Annotated in this window: 11 protein-coding genes and 3 pseudogenes; 11 read left to right on the forward strand and 3 right to left on the reverse strand. The window is 61.7% G+C overall.

Annotated elements, in window-relative coordinates; genetic code table 11:
* The first annotated feature begins 275 nt into the window (after positions 1-275).
* From E0H73_RS01725 to E0H73_RS01750, 7 genes and pseudogenes are all read left to right on the forward strand, one after another.
* Complete coding sequence (locus tag E0H73_RS01725; RefSeq protein WP_131350281.1) at positions 276-803, forward strand: hypothetical protein; 528 nt, start codon at positions 276-278, stop codon at positions 801-803.
* Positions 804-1,081: 278 nt separating this feature from the next.
* Positions 1,082-1,459, forward strand: a complete 378-nt coding sequence (locus tag E0H73_RS01730) for a histone-like nucleoid-structuring protein Lsr2 (RefSeq protein WP_238163752.1) — start codon at positions 1,082-1,084, stop codon at positions 1,457-1,459.
* Positions 1,460-2,011: 552 nt separating this feature from the next.
* Positions 2,012-2,653, forward strand: a complete 642-nt coding sequence (locus E0H73_RS01735) for a hypothetical protein (protein ID WP_131350282.1) — start codon at positions 2,012-2,014, stop codon at positions 2,651-2,653.
* Positions 2,654-3,393: 740 nt separating this feature from the next.
* The gene (locus E0H73_RS45700) at positions 3,394-3,540 is read left to right on the forward strand and encodes a hypothetical protein (protein WP_165555454.1); all 147 of its coding nucleotides are present in this window, start codon (positions 3,394-3,396) and stop codon (positions 3,538-3,540) included.
* A 323-nt stretch (positions 3,541-3,863) separates the two neighbouring features.
* The gene (locus E0H73_RS01740; protein ID WP_131350284.1) at positions 3,864-7,931 is read left to right on the forward strand and encodes an NACHT domain-containing protein; all 4,068 of its coding nucleotides are present in this window, start codon (positions 3,864-3,866) and stop codon (positions 7,929-7,931) included.
* 729 nt (positions 7,932-8,660) lie between these two features.
* A pseudogene (locus E0H73_RS01745) lies at positions 8,661-9,053 on the forward strand (IS1634 family transposase); the annotation flags it as partial.
* Between the two features lie 933 nt (positions 9,054-9,986).
* Positions 9,987-10,874, forward strand: coding sequence for a hypothetical protein (locus E0H73_RS01750; protein WP_131350286.1), 888 nt, complete (start codon positions 9,987-9,989; stop codon positions 10,872-10,874).
* 949 nt (positions 10,875-11,823) lie between these two features.
* Here the strand turns inward: E0H73_RS01750 and E0H73_RS01755 are convergent.
* The 3 genes and pseudogenes from E0H73_RS01755 to E0H73_RS01765 form a co-directional block, all read right to left on the reverse strand.
* Positions 11,824-13,143, reverse strand: coding sequence for an XRE family transcriptional regulator (locus E0H73_RS01755; protein ID WP_131350288.1), 1,320 nt, complete (start codon positions 13,141-13,143; stop codon positions 11,824-11,826).
* A gap of 102 nt (positions 13,144-13,245) precedes the next feature.
* Positions 13,246-14,413 (reverse strand): annotated as a pseudogene (locus tag E0H73_RS01760) (IS3 family transposase).
* Positions 14,414-14,587: 174 nt separating this feature from the next.
* The gene (locus E0H73_RS01765; RefSeq protein ID WP_131350290.1) at positions 14,588-17,440 is read right to left on the reverse strand and encodes an NACHT domain-containing protein; all 2,853 of its coding nucleotides are present in this window, start codon (positions 17,438-17,440) and stop codon (positions 14,588-14,590) included.
* Positions 17,441-17,904: 464 nt separating this feature from the next.
* On the opposite strand from E0H73_RS01765, the pseudogene E0H73_RS01770 reads away from it, so the two are divergent.
* From E0H73_RS01770 to E0H73_RS01780, 4 genes and pseudogenes are all read left to right on the forward strand, one after another.
* A pseudogene (locus E0H73_RS01770) lies at positions 17,905-18,846 on the forward strand (integrase core domain-containing protein); the annotation flags it as partial.
* 529 nt (positions 18,847-19,375) lie between these two features.
* Positions 19,376-19,552, forward strand: a complete 177-nt coding sequence (locus tag E0H73_RS45705) for a hypothetical protein (RefSeq protein ID WP_165555455.1) — start codon at positions 19,376-19,378, stop codon at positions 19,550-19,552.
* Between the two features lie 63 nt (positions 19,553-19,615).
* The gene (locus tag E0H73_RS01775) at positions 19,616-20,053 is read left to right on the forward strand and encodes a hypothetical protein (protein ID WP_131350294.1); all 438 of its coding nucleotides are present in this window, start codon (positions 19,616-19,618) and stop codon (positions 20,051-20,053) included.
* The gene (locus E0H73_RS01780) at positions 20,050-20,529 is read left to right on the forward strand and encodes a hypothetical protein (protein ID WP_131350296.1); all 480 of its coding nucleotides are present in this window, start codon (positions 20,050-20,052) and stop codon (positions 20,527-20,529) included. The genes E0H73_RS01775 and E0H73_RS01780 overlap by 4 nt, the downstream gene beginning before the upstream one ends.
* Positions 20,530-20,785 lie beyond the last annotated feature (256 nt).

The following is a 20,785-nucleotide window of genomic DNA, read 5'->3' on the forward strand; positions in this document are numbered from 1 at the left end:
GATTCCTAAACCGTGCGTCGCACCGCAGCTCTGGCGGCGGCGAACCGCGTACTAAACCAGAGTGTCCATCACCCGCGCGCAGCTAGGTCACGACAATTCGCCCGCTGCCCTGGAGCGACGTTGCAAGGGTTGGCGCACGCTGATATGCATCGTTTCGTCGAATCTCGGCGCTGCCGAAGTGAGCAGACGAAAAGAACAGCGGCGCAGAAGGTCATGGGCGATGATGTGGGGCGTAGCGGGCCAGATCGCAGGCTCGCGATCTGAAGGGATTGATCGTGCGCGACCTGGCCGGTACGGATTGGGAGTACACGTCCATCAACATCGATGCCCCCGAGCACCAGAACCTGGCTAGGGCTGTAGGGCGCGTCGCGATCATGAGCGCCGAGCTTGAATCGACGGTGCGCTCTCTGTTCTCCGACCTGATGATCGTCGATGAAGCGTGGGTCGTATCGCAGGGCGAGTCCTCTGACTGGCTCCTGAAGAACTGCGAACGAATCGTCAGCGAGGAGCACCGGCATGAGGATCACCGGGAGGGAAACCGCCCGGAGCTTCTACCGCTTCTGGCGGAGTGTAGGGCGGCCTTCCGGGAGCGCGGTACGGTCATTCACTCGTCGTGGGGTATCGATGATGTGGGCGCCAGCACCTACATCGCCTTGAGCAGCAAGAGGTTCCGCGATACGCGCGCCTTGGAGTACTCGCTGGCCGAGATCAACCTTCTGGCGGATCGATTCGCCGAGGTCAACCGCAAGATTCACGTTGCTAACCGAATCCACAGGAACGCGATCCTGGCCCGTGAAGACTGACGCGCCGGGGGATGATCTTGGTGGGGCGGGCGGGACTCGAACCGCTCAACCAGCGGGTTAAAAGGCTGCGCGACTGCATGAACTCTGCCATCTCTAGGCGTCGGGAGTAGCGCCGACGACGCCTCTGGACGTCTCTGCGAGCACGAGTTGACTCCAGTTCGTGTCATGTACCGTGTCACGGGGTATGGGCGCCGCCGGCTGCTCGGCCGGCGGAAGGGGTGCGGCCAAAGGCCAGGTAGGCCGCCTCCCGGCGGGTCAGCCGCCTCCATTTGGGCGTCGTGAACGATGCTGTCTACACCTGCATCTATCGCCAGGAGGCGACCATGGTCCAACGAGTCGAGATCAGGTTGACGGATGACCTCGACGGCAGCGAGATCCCTACTGGCAAGGGTGAGACCGTGACCTTCGCCCTCGACGGCAGGTCGTACGAGATCGACCTGCGCACCAGGCACGCGGCAGCCTTGCGCGCGGCACTAGGTCCCTACGTCGAGGCAGGCCGGCCGATCAAGAGCCGACGCGGCAGGCGGTTGAGCCGAACCACTGTTGATGCAGATGCTCGCACCGTCAAGGAATGGGCTCGCGCGAACGGCTACGAGGTCAATGACCGGGGACGAGTCCCCGCGCACATTCGGGAGGCCTTCGACGCCGCGAACTAGCTGACGGTTGGCGGGCGATCGGCTCAGCAGCACTGGATGAGCTCCCTGGGCCATCGCGCCTAGCGACGGCCGACGCTGTTGTCCCATGGCTTGCCACGCCGTGTGGACTCGTCCGAGTGCTGCTGGTGGGCAACTGTCCTGCTCATCATATTTCGGATCCTCGGCCTCCGGACTACATTGATGACTATGAGTGACGGGGGAACCGTGAGGTGTTCGCGGAAGCGAGCTGGGAGTCACGTGGCCAAGGACGCGCCGGCCTCGGCCAAGGCCAGGACTGCGGCGGCACGCCGAGCGGGCCCGCCGGATCTCATCTCAGGCCGATCGGTCTCCGAGAGGTGTACGCGCCAGCGCACTTGGCCCAACGGTCATCGCTCGACGCCGGCCAAGGTGGCCGCCAATTGGGTGGTGTTTGCTGCGGCGTGCTTTGGTCTCGCGGGGTGCGGCTCGAGTACCGCTACGCCGACATCGACGTCAACAGGTTCGGCCCCGGCTGAACCTACCCAGTCGGCGACCCCAACCACCTCGAGCACGAGCCCTCAGCGACCTCCACCCGTGCCGATCACCGCGACCGGTCTCCTCAATGGGACAGCAACCCCTAAGTTCCCGGCAGGAGCGGCGGGCAAGCTCGATGTTGTAACCGTCGGCCCTCTGGACCGTGGCACCGGCGGAGAGGCGGTTCTGCCCATTGCAATTCGCAACAACACGAACGCCGCGGTCTCGCACATCGACATCAATGGCTCAGCACGAAACCCAGCCGGCAAGCTAGTCGCGAACGGCAATAGCCAGGGCACCACGCCAGCCACACTCATACCCGGACAAGTCGCACTTGCATTCATCTACTTCGAGATGGGCGGCAACACTCCCCCCGCGAACGCCAAGTACGCCTTCACAGCGCAAGGCACCGCGCCAGGCACGGAGTCGTTCGACTCGGCAGACCTCAAGGTGACTGAAGCAGAGCGATCCGGGCAGCGGCTCGTCGGGACCGCGAAGAACACGAACAGCAAGGCGTTGGAAGGTCCATACTCGGTGCAGGCGTATTGCTTTAGTCCATCCGACAAGCTGCTCTCTGAACATGGCACTTACGCGGAGCCGGACGGACCGCTCGCGCCGGGCGGGTCTGTGTCGTTCTCGATTGACCTCTATGACCAGGCGTGCCCAAGGTTCCTTGTCGGCTCGACCGCCTACTTCAAGTGAGCGAACGGCTGTGGATCCTCGGCGCGCAGGGCCATTCGCAGTCCAGGGTCTGCAACCACAGCAGGAAGTATCAGCACCGCCGCCGATGAGCACGTTGATCGCGCGTGAGCCGATGGCGTGTCGACTGATGCTTGAAGTCTGCGCTCGACGGGCCCATCACACGACAACACCGCCAGGTATGGCCGACCCTTTTAAGCGCGTCAAGACACCGGCGGTGTCCGCGGCGACTGGATTCAACCTGTCATCAGACCGGGGCTATGCCCGTACCAACGCCTCGGCAGGTAAGAAGAGAGGCGCAGTGGATTCGCCCTACATGCCGCTCATCGGCGCGTTGGAGGGCTGGGTCCAGTCTGCAGAGCCCGATGTGGTGTCCGACGTGCTTGTTGGCGTACCTGGTGCAGGCGATGTCTTGCCCTCGCTGGGCGGAGGCGCGGCATCGGTCAGCGCGAGACACGTCCTGTCCGTCATCAATGCCTTGGTGATGGCGCTCGTTTCGCATCGCGTTTGGTCCCACGGACCAGACGGGTGGGTATTGGAAGTTGGCACGGAGAATTGGCGCTGTGACCCCCGGGCCTGGCACACGCGACGACGGCGCATACGGCAGATCCGCCGACTGCTCTGCCAGCAGCCGCCGGCCTGGACGGACAGGGTACGCCGACGGCCAGCCCGTACGACGCGCGACTAGCCGTAACGCCGAGCCCACGAATCGCGATGACCTCCGGAAAGGGGGGAATCATCAAGTGGACATCGTCGTAGCCATCATCAGCGGCATGGTGAAACTGACCATCGCAATGATGCAGATCATGGCCAAGCTCGTCATGTTCGGCATCCGCGAAACGCAGCGAGCCATCGCCCAAGCACAACGCAACAAGGTGCGTAAGCGGTAGCCCGGAGCACATCCGAATCGAGATTGTTGTCAGTGGGGGCGCAGTAGAGGGACGGATCTTTCGGCGGCAGGATGAGAACTGCCAAGTAACCATCGGCCGAGCCGAACGCTGCCGAACCCGTCCGATCGCTCGTGTCGCCGCTGAGATGGAGCACACCGCAGCCCGAGCTGTACGACCATCTCATGAACGGCACCTAAGCACCGCGACGATGCCGAGCAAGGTGAACCAGTCGAGCAGTCCACTCCGGTGCCGTTCCGGAGCACGCAACACCGTGCCAGGTGATGACCTCAGCAGGCGCGCCCAGAAGACATACCACGGCGGCGATGACCTGTACCATCAGCCTACTCAACCAACAACTAGGCGCTGTTGTCAGGCATTTGGGGGGAACCAAATTGGACTACAGATTCGACTCGTTCAATCCGAGGTCATTTGAGCAGTTGATTCAGGGCTTATGCGTGCAAATTCTGTCGCCGGGCATCACGCCATTCGGGGATGGGCGTGATGGAGGAAGGGAAGCCACGTTTGAAGGCGCGGTAAATTATCAAACAGACGGGTCCCCATGGGATGGGTATGGCGTGATTCAAGCCAAGTTTCTCCAACGGCCACTCGGCACCGACAAGGACGGTCCGTGGGCGATCACACAACTCCGCAGCGAACTGGCTGAGTACGAGAAATCCGACTCGGAGCGTCGGTTACCAGAATACTACATCTTTGCGACCAATGCGACGCTCTCCGCAGTCCAAGATGTAGGCACAAAGGACCTTGCATTCGCTGAACTCCGCGCATTCGCCGAGCGCCATGGTTTGAAGGGGTTCGATGTCTGGGATTACGACAAGCTGAGGATCCTCCTCGATGGACAACCTGAACTACGGAGCACCTATGTCGCGTGGCTGACGCCGGGGGACGTCATTTCGGCGGCGTTGTCGCAGCTCCAGGGCTTTGAGGTTGACTTCGATCGGTTGATGATCAAGCTTCTTCAGCGCGAGCTAGTTGACAATCAGTTCGCACGACTTGAGCAGGCTGGCGACAGCGCAGATGCCAGGGTGCCGCTTGCGAGTGTATTTGTAGATATTCCCTTTGCGCGCGCACACAGCAGCATGGACACCGATGTGGAGCCCGATGGCCTGGTAGTCGCTGAGATCTATGAGAATGCCCAATTGAAGCTCGATCCAGCGACACTTGCGGCTGGCGGGGTGCGGACAGCGAAGGACCGATTTGTCCTCATAGGTGGGCCAGGTCAAGGCAAGACGACCGTGGCCCAATTCATGTGTCAGTTGTTCAGGGCGTCACTCGTGCGCGACGTTCCGAGGGAAAGGCTGACACATGAGGTGAGGATGGCGCTCCGCGCTTTCGAGCAGCAGTTGGCTGACCAGGGCCCTGAGGTGGCCGGCGTGCGGCGCTTCCCGGTACACATCGTTCTCAATGAGTTGGCTCATTTCCTAGCGCACGCCGCCGAGGATGAATTTTCGGTTGAGGCGTTTCTTGCGCGCCGGATGACGAAGCGTCTTGGTGCCCCAGTCCAAGTTAGGGACTTGCGGCGATGGTTAGTTTCATATCCTACATTCGTCGTCTTTGACGGGCTCGACGAGGTGCCTGCATCTACCAACCGAGGCGACGTTAAGCAGGTTCTTTCGGACTTCCTGCTGGATTCTCAAACGGATAATGCAGATATGCTCGTCGTCGCCACAAGCCGACCGCAAGGGTATAGTGCGGAATTTAATCGAGACAGGTTCCGGCATTTCTTTCTCACTTCGTTGAGCGAGGGAGACGCACTCAGGTACGGCAGGAAACTAGTCCACGTCAAACACGGCGAAGGATCTGAACGCGCGCTCGCGATCGAGTCAAGACTTCTCCGGGCGATAAGCGAGGAGTCAGTTTCGCATTTGATGCGAAGTCCTCTACAAGTGACAATCATGGCATTATTGGTGGACAAAGTTGGACAGCCACCAAAAGAGCGCTACACGCTATTTTCTGAGTACTATAATGTTATATATTCTCGTGAGCTCGAACGAGATATTCCTGCTGCGGCAATTCTGCGCGACTATCGGTCAGACATCGATTCGATTCATTGGCGGCTCGGGCTGACGCTTCAAGTGCGCAGTGAAGTTGAGGGCGGGACAGATTCGAGACTCAATCGGAATGAGTTCTCGGATCTGGTAAGGGGAAGGTTGCAGGAAGAAGAACACGAAGGCTCCTCGTTAGAGGAGTTGGTCACGCAAATCACTGAAGCAGCCGCGGAGCGACTCGTCTTTATCGTTGGCCATGAGACTGACGCGATCGGATTTGAAATCCGATCCCTCCAAGAGTTTATGGCGGCGGAGGCTCTGCATGAAGGAAATGAGAGCGATGTTCAGCAGCGCCTGCGTGCAATAGCTCCTGTGGTTCACTGGCGTAATGTCTTCCTGTTCGCGGCTGGTCGCTGTTTCACAAAGAGCCAATCATTGCGGGATACGATCGTAGCCATTTGCAATGAAATGAACAGCGCGCTGAGCTATGGCGAGGTGAGCGACTATCTCCGGCGCGGCTCGGATCTCGCAGTTGAGATTCTTGTCGATGGATCGTGTCGTTTCCAGCCAAAATACATTCGGAGCCTGCTAGGTGTGGCCGCGAATGTGATCGCTTCGCCGGGTGCGAATAGTCACTCGGAACTCGCTGCTGCCGCTTCGGAGTTGAGGCAAGGATCTGTCCTCTTGGATGAGATTGAGCGCAGGGAATTGTTCCCGAAAGGGGGAACGCTGCGTATCGCACTGCTCCTTGCGGAGGGAGGCGACGAGCGTGCCCAAGGCCAAATCGATGCACTACTCGGTGATCCTAGAATGACGAGTATGGTGCTCCGCGCTGCACTTTCCGCTGAGGCCTTCACTTTCCTGAAGCCGCGACTCGAGAGGCTCGTTGCCTGCACGCAACCTGGAAGGATTCTTTCGTTTCGCGGGACGTCCGCGCGACGGGACGCTTTGTTGGACGGGCTGCCAGAGTGGGTTGAGTCTGGTATGCGCCAGATGACCGCCAGCTCTGGGGTGACGACTCGTGCGCAGAGGATCTTGTTTCGATTGGCAGATAGTTCCCGAACGCCGATTTCGCTTGCGTATTGGTCGGTGAATAAGAAGTACAATTTGTACGCTGGGTGGCAAGACATCCCAGAATCATATGCAGTGTGGCGTCCCATTAATGCTGCTGCGGGCTTCGTTCGGGATCCGTCTGTCAGCACCTTGCTGCATGTGTTAGAAGTTTCCGTAGGGGCGCAGCAGTCTGTTATAGATCAGATCGTCAAGTTCGCTCCCTGGCCGTTGGCAGCGCTTCTCGCAGAGAACTCGAGCAGATTTGATGCCATCGCGCAAGACCTGCGAAATGGTGAGTATGGAGATCTTCGCATTTGGCTCGCAGCCGAAAATCGCTGGCGCCGAGATGGCATCAGTACGGCGGACGTCGAGCACTGCCTTCAGCGGACGGGAGATCGCCCATTTGGCCGGGACATTGAGTCGGTCGGATTCCCCCTGGTCCTTCGGCAAGCTTTTGGGCTCGGAAGCCTGGACAGAGAGGGACAGGATGCGGCGCTCAAGGAACTCCTGCCTGTGGTGCCTCGCGTCGCTCCCAGCCGGCCACGAGGCATCCTGCGGACTATGGTCCTGCAAATGATCGAGAATGTGGCGAACCGTGCGCGGATTAGTCAGCTTGACAGTCGCTCATGGATTGCAATGCTGCCGGACTCTCCGACGGAGGGTGATGTGGCGCGCGGACTCGACACACTCGATCTGCAAACAATGCAATTGCTTGCGATGGCTCTTCCTGAGACCTCTAGGGATGCGGTGTATTCGAGGTGGCGATCCCGTGGTGGTTATTTGAGGACTTCTCGGCACAGGCCGGACGCGATTCTTGAGTTGGCTCGCGACGTAGTCGAGGGTTTCGCTAGGTCGGGAGGATCCATTGGGCATATCGCACTCCTTGTGGCCATTGGTCGACAAATGGATATTCGGGGCATGATAGAAAAAGCCAGGATTGAGCCGCGCGGATTAGCTGGAAACGATGGCGACTCAGGTTCGATCGCGCTCTTTGAAGTGCTCTCAAAAGGTCCGGAGGCAGCACTTGACGAAGGGCGAACCGCAATTATGCAGGCTAAGTCGCCGTACGAATTTGCGATGGTAGTAGATGACATCTTGGCACGGCAAGGCATAAGTGGCGACAAACGTGAGCGTGTGATGTATGAACTTGCCCGGCACGCGGACGAGTTGAGTGGCGGGCATCCGGACATCGCTATACTGCTACGTGACATTGTGCGGATTCGCAGGAGCGGATTGGAGGATGCGGCAACCTGTGTTGAACTCGGAATACCGGAGATTGTGTCGCAATTGAGCTATGAAGTGCCCGACCGAACGGCAACCGTGCTCGATTGAGTCAGTGGTGGCCGTGGCCTGGATTGGGATGAGGCGCTGTCGACCCGCACGGGCGCCGGGCGGCAGTCCCTGTCCATGTCGAGTAGAAGTGGCCCGCAGTGTCGGTTGAGGTGGCTCAAAGAGCACCTCCCCCGCATCGGCGTTCAGAACGTTGCTCGTCCAGGCTTTTGCCGATCAACGCACGCAACCGCGCCACATCGGCCATCCCCTCCGGTAACCGGGGCACCGCCAACCGGCGATCAGGCGCGTCCATCACCTCGGTAATCGGTCGTCTGCTCGAGTGGGTCTCCAGGGACGGCACGGCTGAAGTGCTTCCCTCCCTCGGGACCCTTTCCTTGGAGAGACGCTTAGGCGCGCTCACGGGCCCGGAGATGTCTGTGCTCCTCTTGCCGCTGGGTCGAGAATGCAGACATTGTGCTGCTGTCCGATGGGCTGGATCGGGCCTGACGGAATGTCGAGCCAGACGCTCAGTCGTCTCGCCCGGTTGCTACGTCATGGTCGGAGCCGACCCAATCGTCGCTCATCGTTTTCAGACCGAGCAGCTGTCGCGTGAGTCCGTGGCGCTCTTGACGGCGGCAGGGGAGAAGCTGCCTCGCCGTGGGGTGCGGGGTCGTGCTACCTGACTTGGCTCACGTTCTGAGGTCTGGCGGTGCGGCAGGCCTGTGAGCTGGGGGGTTGCTGGTCGGCCCGCCTGAATTTGCACACTAATCCGGCCCGTAGCTGCCGCTCGTGGCGTACGTGCGCACGCCGAAGACCGCGTCGGGAGCGACCGCGGTGCAGATCGTGCACTCGACGCGGCGCGGGTCCCGCGACATCGAGCACCTGGGATCGGCGCACGACGAGGCCGAGCTCGAGGCGCTGAAGGCCGCGGCCCGGCAGCGCCTGGCTGAGAACCACCTGGAGCTCGATCTGAGTCTCGAGCCGGCCGCTGGGGCGGGTCCGTTGGAGATCACCGCCTCGCAGATGGCGCATCTGTGGGACGCACTGTGCCGTGCCTACAACGTGCTTGGGTTCGACGATGCGGCCGGTGGCGATGAGGTGTTCCGCCAGCTCGTGCTGGCGCGGATTGTCGAGCCCACCAGCAAGCAGGAGAGCTTTCGGCTGCTGGAGGATGGGGCCGTCACTGCCCCACCACACCAGTCCTGGCCACCACGCCGGTATAGGTAGCCAGCGGTGCTTGTCGATGTTCGAGAGCCGGTTCACGACATGCAGCGAGTTCCCCTTCGCCATGAGACGGTATTCGTCATCGGTGGCCGGCTCAAGGCCGAAGGCTTCGCCCTGCTCCGGGTAGTAGGACGACTGTGGCCATCGCAGCGCCGGGAGGGTGATGTTCTTCCGGGGCAGCTGCAATGGCTGCTCAAAGAACGCGTCGAACTGCTTGGGTGTGGCGGCGATGGGGAATTGGCAGACCTGCTCCTCTGCGATAGTCATCTCTCGGTCGAGTCCGTGTTGGGTGAGCGCGAAGGCCACATTGTCGAGCGCGGACCGAAGGCAGTGCAGCGCGTCGCCGAGCATGAGAGATATTTCGGCAGGCACTGGAGCCGCTGGCCTGAAGACGTACTCCGTGACGTTGGGGTCGTCTCTTGGCACCACCGCCGCGGGACAGGCGGGCCGGTAGTCATTGCAGGCACTCCGGAGGCGGAAGATGTGTCTCTCGCCATGAGCACACTTCAGTGCCCACGCGCGCTCCGATGACAACCAATACTCAGGAATCACTGGGGAAGCATGTCGTCGGACCAAGCGCAGCACCGCCCGCACCTACCTCGAGCTGTTCCAGCTCGTGCGCCACACTGACCGGAGGATGAGAACTCCACGTCAGACACACCTGAAGGTATGAACGCCGAGCAATTGAGTCAGCAGGTGTCGTCAGGTGAACAGGCGAACATGTCCGGTGTCCCCGGGTGAATCCTTCGATGTACCGACGTCAAGAACTGTGTGGCCTCAGTACCGGTTGGTGACAACCGCGGCGCTGGCTCTCACGCCGCAAGGACCGTTCGGTTTCACTTCCAGGTGTGCGTCTTCGGTGGCATCCTGTAAGTCCCGAGGGAGGTCCGCATGAGTACCGATAACAGGGTGCGCGAAGCCATCGCTGCCATGAAGTCCACTGCCGCTGACTCCATGAAGGGACGAGCCGAGCAGTCTCTTCGCGAGGCCAGCAGTGCCCAGCCATCGGAGACCCTCCTTCGGAGTCTGGAAGACCAGAGAGAATCAGCCGTTGATCCTCTGGACGAAGTAGTCACCAGCATCTCGTCGCATCTCTTTGCAGACTGGCTTCCTGCCAACCTTGCCTACATGGATGAGTTATCGACATTCGGCCCTGGTCCGAATGGTGCAGGCTCCGCCGTTGGGGGGTTCCAAACCCCGATCTTGCGGCCCGGCTCCGCCACCATACGGTTCGACGCAAACAGCCCCGACAGCGAGAAGTGGTGGCTCAGCATGTGGGGAGATTCTTGCGTGCTGCCGGAGGCTCCGTTCGCCGGTAAGGCCTACTTCCGATTCTCCACTCGCATGACGTCAGAAGTGTTTCATGGTGCCGGCGAACGGGCGATGTGGGGCAGTGTGGTCCAGCCCTGGGCTACAAGTGACATATTCGCTGACGGTCCTCACCCACACGGGGCCCCCATTACACGGCTTCTGTTTCAGCAACTCAGTCCTGTAGAGGATCATCAGTACGAGCAGGCCTCGAGCGCATGGCGGGATGTTGTCGGCAGTATCGAACTCACTCCTGGCAGCCGCCCTGCGGTCCTCGTCGTCATAGGATTTAATATTGGTCTCAGGAACGCCAGCGCCAGAGTGAGGGCGGAAGCTCAAGTGAGAATGGTCACGACCCCGGGAGTTCCAGACACTCAGTATCAGCATGGCCGCCTCGAATATATGTACCAGCCGGATTGGTGGATCAAAGCAGCATCAGACAAGATCGACCTGCAAGCAGCACCAATCTGACCTGGTTCGTATTTCAGCGTCCCGGTCGGAAATTCTTCGGCTGTCTTTGAAGGCGCATCTAGCGGCGTTTTCAGCACCAGGCTTAGTAGCCCCAGTCCCGACTGTGACTAGGCTGAGTCCGCTGCCCAGTCATGGTCCACCGCTGACAAAGGCGTTGACCGACCCGGCACCTGATCGCATCCCCTGTTCAGCGCAGCCAGACCACCATGCGTCCGCATGAACTGCGCGGGCCTTGCACACTAACTTGAGCCAAGTCGGGCGGATTGGAGGATGCGGCAACCTGTGTTGAACTCGGAATACCGGAGATTGTGTCGCAATTGAGCTATGAAGTGCCCGACCGAACGGCAACCGTGCTCGATTGAGTCAGTGGTGGCCGTGGCCTGGATTGGGCCTGACGGAATGTCGAGCCAGACGCTCAGTCGTCTCGCCCGGTTGCTACGTCATGGTCGGAGCCGACGCAATCGTCGCTCATCGTTTTCAGACCGAGCAGCTGTCGCGTGAGTCCGTGGCGCTCTTGACGGCGGCAGGGGAGAAGCGGCAGGGGAGAAGCTGCCTCGCCGTGGGGTGCGGGGTCGTGCTAAGTCGGATCAGGTTGGTCGACAACTTGCCCTGCCTGATGGGCGACTGTCTGTGGCCCTGCGTTCCCGTGGGGACGGCTATTGGTTGTTCTCGACGCTGGATGACTGGTCCCGAACCTCCTTGCACCTCTGCTGCTTGAAGTGCCTCAGTCGAACGTTGGAGGTCGTTGACCAGGTCCAGGCCGCCGACGAGATCGGGGAGGATTGTGCTCGCTTTAGAGTGCCGCGCATTCTGTTGGGGCGCGAGGACCCGCGGCCGAATGTAAATCGGCGACCAAGTAGTCCGAAGACTAACCGTGAGAGTGCCCACAGTTCGCAATGCGCCTCTGGAGCAAGCAGATGTGTTTGGGTCGGCAGTAGGGTGCGGTACTTCAGTCCAGCAGTTGCTTCCGATGACGCCACGCGAGCGTTAGGCATGCGGCGCTCGTTTGCCCGAGAGGCTCGCGCGTAGTCAGCCGTCTGACTGTCTCCTCGTCGAAAGGCAGCCCGCGGATCGACTTGTTGTTGTTCAGGGAAAACACCACCTCTCCTTCCGGGTTTGTGGCTACCAGATCACGGAACAGGTCGTCGAAGACGGTGTCGTCGATGACGGTGGTTGTGGCGATCGATGAGTTGAGGCTTAGGGCGTCGAGGATGACGCCCAGGGCATGCGGGCGAACAGTGCCGGCGTCGCGGGCGGCGGTCATGTCTCGGTAGAACGGCCAGACGTCGTAGTCCACGGGGACACCGCTGCTGCCGTCGTGTTCTGGTTGGCCGAGCATCTCCTCGGCGTACTCGCGCACCATGTTGCGCCAGATGTCGAGGTCGCTCGAGATGCTTTGGGGCGAGATGCTGGCGGGTTGGAACTCGCCAGCGGGCAACAGGCTGTAGTGCCGGCCATTCGTGACCTGCGTCGGGTCGCGTCTGAGCAGGAAGAAGGTCCCGCTGCCGTCGGCGGTGTTGCGGCGGATCGTGAGTGTGCTGACGCCGGGGTTGACGATGCGAGTCGAGAGGTCGAACGGATCGGAGACCAAACCTCTGAACGGCAGGTACGACCAGTCGAGGTGGCCGCCGAGCTCCGCTGCCGCGGACTCATGTGCCAGTACCTCGGAGACGTCGAGTTTGTCGAAGAAGGTCGAGAGGCCAAACGTCATCCGGCCGGCGCCCTCGCTCCACTCGATGTCGGTGAGTCGGTAGCTGTGGCGGTTTTCGAACAGGGCTGGTTTCCGCAGGTACCGGATCGCGGCTGTGTAGCGTGTGAAGGCGTGTCCTGGCGCGCGCAAGGGAAGTGCGGGGCGGGCCTCTGCTTCGATCCCGGTGATTCTTGCCTTCGGCGGGTTGTCGTCCCACTGCAGAACGAGATTCTCAAGTGGTACTGGCCCGCTCGGAAGCCAAGAGGTCGTGGAGATCGCTGGCACGTGCTCCACGCGGAGCGCTGGATCGTACAAGTCGGCAGTGCGGGCGGCCAGGCCGATTCCGCTCTCGATCAGGTATTGCCGTACCTCGCGCCAGTGTGTCTGGCTTGCTTCAACGGCGGCGTCGGGCGACGGTCTCTCATCGGCTTGGGTTAGCCGAGCTGACCTCTCGGTCTGTAGCTGTGAGATGGCGCCGGGCTGTGCCTCAAGCAGCATGCCGAAGCGTCGTTGGACGCTCTCATCAGCGTCCTTCAATGCAGCGTCGAGTACCTCTTGCATGCCCGGGGAGAGCACCATGTCCGGATTCGCCTCCCAGTTCGCGACGGTGCGGACTCCGGCGCCGAGGCGACTGGCGAAGGCTTCGCTGGGGTCTGCTGCGCGAGTAGGTGACAGTTTCGGTCACGCAGCCTGACTGGCTGGCGTGGTCATGATTACTTCGTACTCGATGGGGGTCAACCGGCCGAGGGCTGCTTGGCGTCTTCGGCGGTGGTAGGTCCGTTCGATCCAGGTCACGATCGCGATCCGGAGCTCGTCGCGGGTGGTCCAGGTCAGTCGATCGAGAACGTTGTTTTGCAGCAGGGCGAAGAAGCTTTCCATGGCGGCGTTGTCGCCGGCTGCGCCGACCCGGCCCATCGAGCCGACCAGGCCGTGGCAGGCGATCGCACGCGCGAACTTCCTGGATCGGAACTGAGATCCGCGGTCAGTGTGCAGAATGGAGCCGGCCACATCAGGGCGCCTCGCGACGGCGTTGTTCAGTGCGGCAACGGCGAGCCGGGATTTCATCCGCGAATCGATGGAATAGCCCACGATCCGGTTCGAGTACACATCCTTGACCGCGCACAGATACAGCTTGCCCTCACCCGTGCGGTGCTCGGTGATGTCGGCCAACCACAGCTGGTTCGGGACCTGTGCGGTGAAGTCACGGCGCACGAGGTCGTCGTGGACCGGCGGGCCAGGCTTCTTGCCGTTCTTGCCACACTTTTTCTTCCCGAAGGCACTCCACCAGCCGTGCTCGGAGCAGATCCGCCACGCGGTCCGATCAGCCATCGGTACACCGGCATCGCGGGCCTCGTCGACCAGGAACCGGTAGCCGAACTCCGGGTCATCGCGGTGGGCGTCGAACAGCGCGTTGGCCCGATAGGCCCGCTCGAGCTCGGCAGGAGTCACCGGCCGGGCCAGCCACCGGTAGTAGGGCTGGCGAGCGATCTTCAATACCCGGCACGTCACCGCGACGGGGATCCCGTCGACGGCCAGCTCGCTCACGAGCGGGTAGATCCTTTTCCCGGCACATTCGCCTGCGACAGGTACGCCGCCGCGCGACGCAGCACCTCGTTCTCCTGCTCCAGCAGCTTGATCCGCCGGCGCGCCTCCCGCAGCTCGGCCGACTCTGTGCGCGTGACACCGGTTTGGCGCCCTCGTCGACCTCGGCCTGGCGCAGCCACTTGAACAACGTCATCGGGTGAACGCCGAAGTCCTTGGCAATCTGCTCGACCGTCACGCCAGGACCCCGGTCACGAGCAACACGCACCACGTCATCGCGGAACTCCCGCGGATAAGGCTTGGGCACAGCAACATCCTTCCAGGCCCACCTCACGGCAAGCCAACTCAGATGTCACCTATCCGTGCAGCAGACCCAGTCAGCTCGGCGGGCTGTTGACGCGTAGCGACCACACATGCAGCTAGGCTGCCACGCCACAGGCTCGCGCAGCTGCAAGTCAGGCCAGTCCGCCGGGCGCGTTGACTACACGCGGGCGGTGAAGTCAACTTCGCCGTCTGACCACCTCTCCAGCATCGGAAACTCTGAAATAGGATCGCTGTCTGATGCTTCGGGACGAAAGCGCTTCATCAGCAGCGGGCGCAGGGAGGAGAACTGGCCCATACGAAGCGCGATGAGTTCGTCAACCAAGGATTGCTCTTCCGGGCGGCCGGAGGTGTTGGCGTCCTCGCCGGATCGCTCATAGGTAACCGCGAGCAGATATCCGACAGCCAAGATCTCAGAGGCTGTAGGATCGGAGAGGGACTCAGTTCCGGAGTGTGATTCGAATAGGTAAGAGCGGGATCCGCGGCCGAAAGTCATCCGTATCGGCGCGACCTCATAACCTTGCAAGAACTCCCCGAGCGGGCCGAGCCATTCTCGGTGCCAGACGTTGTGTTCGCCTGGCGTGAGCGCAGTTGACAGGCATACGAACGCGGGCTCGATGTAGATGAAGCTGAACAGTTTCGGCTCTACTTGCTCAAACATCCAATTCAGATCGATTTGAGTTCCGTCGAGATTCCTTTCCAGGACAGAGCGAATGTCTGCCCGATGATTGAGAAGTGCAAGCTTCTGGATATCTAATGATTCTGACGCGGCACGAGTGATGGTGTCCGCGTGCGTATCGGCCAGGTCGTCAAAATACTGGATCCAGTCGTCCCGACGTCCGGGCGTGCTTATATTGCCTAAGGACGTCCCGGCACACAGCAGGAATTCAGCGTATCTCCAAAGATCTTCGTCAGACGCCGAGACGCCGTCGGAAATCTCTTGGGCGATGGCAACCTTAACGGTGTCCACGTCTCGCTCATCAACATTTGACAGAGTTACATTCAACGCTGCGGCTTCATGGCCGACTGGATATTCCCGAAGCGCCGTGTGTACTACGACCAGGTGGATAAGCTCGCGAATCACCGGTGGTGCAAGTTGTACGAAGCTGAGGCACCTTCCGAGGAATGCCAGGATGTTGTTTTGCTCGCTGACCGCACGACCGCGGATCTTCGTCATGAGTCGATTGAAAATGCGGGCCGCGCCGTTCGCGGTCTTCTTGTCTACAATCTGGACCGCCAACTGAGCGACCACGTCCCACTCTGCCACTGCGAGATGCGGATCGAGGAGATCAGCAAGTTCCTCGGGAGTGTCAGTGACTCGCGACAGGTGGTGGGCACTGAAATATTCGAGGAATGTCCGGTGCGTAAACTTGTACAGTGGTTCACCGTCAGATGTCGAGCCTACATCGCTGAAAACCCAAGCGCGACCACGGCAGAATCTCACGAACTCTAGGGCCGCAGCTTCGGCCTCCCCCGAGTCCTCAAAGGAGCTGTGCAGTAGGAAGTTTGTTGTTTCATCGACCAATTCGGATTCCGTGGCCCCGTCGTCGCCCTTCGACGTCAGAAGCCAAAACGCGAGGTGCTTCATGCTGGGGTCTACCATCTGACCTGCTCGAAGCTCGATAGCGAGCTTTCGATGGCCATCCCACTGTTCATACAGCATCGTGGCGCACTTCTCGTACACTGCCGGGCGATTCTTGGGAATCGATCTCTCGCCGCGATAGATGATACACATTAATGCGAGAAGGAGCGGTGTCTCCCTAAGATCTGGGACCGCGCTGCTTTCTGACAGGAAACTCGCTGCCCATTCGGCTGCGCGGCTTCGGCCATCCTCCTGTGCGAACCACTTTTCCACGTACTCCGCAACCTGATCCTCATTGAATCCCGTCAATTGGAGCACGCGGAACTGGTCCGAGTCCATCGGAGCTTGGGCGTATCCGACGCGCCGGGATGTAACGAGGGATCGAGCGAGAGGGTAGGTGTTGCAAAAGTGGCCGACTGCATCGGTGACGTCTCGCCGCCGGCTCGTGTCGAGTAATTCATCCAGCCCATCGAAAATTACCATTGCTGCCCCGGTCTCAAACAGATGCTCGATGTATTTCGCTGACGGCGGCTCGCAATGGTAATGAGCTCGCAGCTTGTCGGCGATGTGCTCAATAACCGACTTCTGTGGAGCATGGGGCGCAGCGAACTCGCGGAGAATTACTAGAAACGGGACTGGTGAGCCTGGATCTCGCGCAAACTGCCACATTACGACCTGGCTCGCCGTTGATTTTCCGTGGCCAGGATCCCCGAGCAGAACTGTGCGATCGATTTCCTGCTCAAGTGAGACTGCGGATTGGCTGTCCGAATCAACTATTGTCGGTGTGACATAGATTCTGTCGATCGGAACCTTACGGCGATGTTCGAAATCTGGCGGTTCGATGAATCCATGCCCGATAGCTGCCTGTTTGCGGTACCGAGCTACAAACCTGTCAAGAGCGATTGGATCGACCTGCCCTGCTTTTTCGGCTAGGCGCCGCTCTATCGCTTCGAGGACGTGAACTGATCTGTTCGAACTTGCTTCACTGCGCAGCAGTTCATATGCGTCGGGCTTGGTTCGCTTCAAAGCGTCTATCGCCGCGTCGCGTTGGCGGACGAGCATCTCGAATAGAGGCCGAGAGCTTGCCTGATCGATCGAGCTGAAATGATGACTGAATACCGAATCCCAGCGACGACTGACCGATTCATACGCACTCGCCTGCGTCGAAGTCAGCCCTAATGTTGTGAGCTCAAAGGCAAGGCATTGAATATCCGGCCGCTGCAAGAATCGCTGTAAGTCGTCGTGTGTCATCCCGTCGGGCATGTCGACCGTGCCGCGCAGCGGCGCGGTCCTGAGGTCCAGCGGCTCAAGGAGAAGTGTGCCGGAAGTTCGTTCTCGGCCTGTCGCGGCGGCCCGCCGGCCGGAGCCGAGTTGTTTGGCGATTCGAATTAGTCCAGCGCTGATCAGCTCCGCGAGCAGCGACTCCCACATTGCGTTTCCCCTCCGGCCGTCTATGCGATTGGCGCACGCTTGATGTTCGCCACATCGGTCCAGACTGCTCGATCGTTACGACCAACCAGCCGCGCCACGAACGAAGACAACGTCCGAGCTTGCGTGAGATGGTGGCAGCTGGCGCCACACCAGGGTGGTAACGCCACTGGCGCCCGGCGCCACGTCGGATTCGGGGTGGTCGACGAGAACGGGGACCCAGCTCTGTTCGCGCCCCATCTGGGCTGGCGGCCGGAACCTGGCTTCCGCACGCGCCGCCGGAACGGCCCCGCGCGTCGGGATGTGGGGAGGGTCCACATTCGCTCGCGTCAGGTGATCATCGTTGGATGGTTCGCGGCTGGATATCCTCTGTCATGTCGCAGGACATCGGTGACGGTTCTGGATCAGGACATCGGTGACAGTTTCGGGGTTCTTGGTGGTGACACTTCGGTCGCGAGGCTCGGGCGGTGCCAGCCAATGAACCCATCGATCCCCGTGTCCGCCTTGCGATCTCGCAGTGGCCCGAAGATGCTCCGCGCGGCGCGGTCTCGACCTTCTGCGCCGAGCATGGCATTTCGCGCAAGTCGTTCTACGAGCTGCGCAAGCGCGCGACGGCCGACGGTCCGGCGGCAGTGCTCGAGCCCAGGTCCAGGCGCCCGAGGACGAGCCCGTCCAAGCTGACCGACGAGGTCAAAGAACAAGCGGTACAGGTGCGGGCTGCGTTGGAGGCCTCCGGGCTGGACCACGGGCCGATCAGCGTGCACGACAAGATGCGCGCGATGGGGCTGGAGGTGGTGCCCTCGGTCGCGTCCCTGGCGCGGATCTTCCGTCAGGCAGGTGTGGCGCGGTTCGAGCCGAGGAAGAAGCCACGCTCGGCCTGGCGCCGGTTCGTCTATCCAGCCCCGAACGCCTGCTGGCAACTCGACGGCACCGAGTACGTGCTCACCGGTGGGCGTAGGTGTGTGATCCTCCAGTTCATCGACGACCACTCCCGCTACGCGGTCGCCTCGCACGTCGCGTGGGGCGAGACATCAGCCGCGGCGATCGCCGTGTTCGACAAGGCCGTGGCCGCCCACGGCGTGCCTCAGCGGCTGCTGTCCGACAACGGGTCCGCGCTCAACCCGTCGCGCCGTGGGCTCCTGGGCCAGCTCGTCGTACACCTGATGGCACTGGGGGTCGAGCCGATCACCGGCAAGCCCTACAAGCCGACCACCCAGGGCAAGAACGAACGCTTCCACCAGACCCTGTTCCGCTACCTCGACAAACAACCACTCGCCGAGACACTCGACGAACTCCAGGCCCAGGTCGACGCCTTCGACCACATCTACAACACCCAGCGCCCCCACCAAGGCCTACCCGGCCGCGCCACACCCCAGGCCGCCTGGGAAGCCACCACGAAGGCCGAGCCGCCCCGCCCCACACACGACCTTCCCCGTCGCTCCAACCGTCCCGCCAGCCGACCCCGACCGCCTCTCGCACCGGCGCCCACCGACCTGCCCGACGACACCGTCGTCAAGAAACTGACCCCCGCCGGCATGTTCTACCTGGACAAAGTCCAATACCTGGTCGACGGGCGACGCGGCTTCCAGTATGTCCTCGTCATCAGCGCCGGCAACAACGTCGGCGACAAGATCACCGTCACCGACCTGGAAGGCGAGATCCTCATCGAGCACACCAGACCCGCACCCGGAGTGACCTACGTCGGCAACGGCCGCCCCCGCGGCCCACGCCAAGACCCCTGAACCGTCACCGATGTCCTGACACACCAACTGTCACCCATGCCCTGAGGCAGAACTGTCACCGATGTCCTGAGACATCACAGGCTGGATATCCTCCGCCATTATCCGGATCGAACATGTGTTCCAATCTGAGGGGATGGGGACGAACAGGCGGTACCCGCGGCAGCCTCCGCCTGATGCTCAGCGGAGACACTGCTGGGTGCTGCGGACTGCCCATGAGCAGGGGCCGTGGCCCGGTCTGATTCTGGAGTGGCGCCGCACTCAGTCCGGCGACTGGCAGGCCCGCGTCGTGTACGTGCCGAATCCGCAACGCCATGAGTCCGTCGAGGCCTGGTTCGCCGCCGCAAACCTACGTCCGCTGGAGACGAAGACCTAACACCCCTGGGTGGGACGGCGATAGACGTTGCCGACGCTGTAGCGGTCCCCGCATTGTGGAAGCGTGGACACCGACGGCGCGATCGTCGAACTGTATGGGCTGGCACCCGAGCAGTTCACCGGCGCCCGGAACCGCCTCGCCAAAGCCGTCCGGGACGCCGGCGACGAACCAGCCGCCGCGGCCATCGCGGCTCTGCGGAGGCCCACCGTGTCGGCCTGGCTGGCCAACCAGCTCGTCCGTGTCGATCCCGACGGCATCCATGCCTTGACCGAGCTCGGCGAGCAGTTGCGCGAGACCTACCTGTCGGCCGACAGTGTCCGCCGGCGCGAACTCACCCGACAACGCCACGACCTGGTTCGCAACCTGGTGCAGATCGCGCGTGATCGGGCCGCCGACGGGCGACGCATCACGCCGCAGACCGCAGAGCGACTGACCGAAACGCTTGACGCCGCGCTGGTCGATCCCGCGGCGGCCCAGCTCCTCCGCACGGGCAACTGGTGAGCGCCCTGCGCCACGTCGGCTTCGGTGTCGTGGACGAGAACGGCGACCCAGCCCCACTCAAGCCTGTCCGGCCGGGGGTCGTGCGCCGCGTCGCACTGCCTCGCAAAAGCCCGGCGTCGAAGACCATGCAACGCCCTGCCCCGAAGATGGGCCGCTCGCCGGTCGACCACACGCTCAAGCAGCGCCGAGCCGCCCAGCGGAAACGCCGAGACGAGGCAGAAGCGGACTACACACTGGCCGCGGCCGAGCATGAGCGGGCTGGCCAGGTGCTCGACGCGCACCAGCATCGGATCGCCGACCTCGAAGCCGACCTGGTCCGACTCAACGACCAACTTGAAGAAACCCGCCAGACGCTGCGCAAAGCGCGCAAGCAAACCCGGCGCCTCGAACGCGCCTTCAACCAGGCGGCGCGCAACGCCGCCGCCGTCAGAAAGCGGTTCGACACCGAGGAGCAGCGCCTGACCGCAATGGAGTGATCGCCGGGCGACAAGATCGCATGCGCGGCTAGAAAGTACCGAAGCCGGCGAGATCCGGGTCGACGGAACGAGCGAACCAACATCCCAAACCGCTGCACCGCCACGCTATCGACCGTCGCGCTCAGGGCCTTGGCAACTCGCGCCGTCGCCGTGCCTACCGTGCACCTATTAATAGAGCCCGATGCGGGCGGGCTCTATTAACGGCCCGAGCAGCAGCCACCGCGAGGCATGGGTGGGCGAGGCTCACCACTCCAAA

The sequence above is a fragment of the Kribbella pittospori genome, from assembly GCF_004331465.1.
GTDB lineage: Bacteria > Actinomycetota > Actinomycetes > Propionibacteriales > Kribbellaceae > Kribbella > Kribbella pittospori.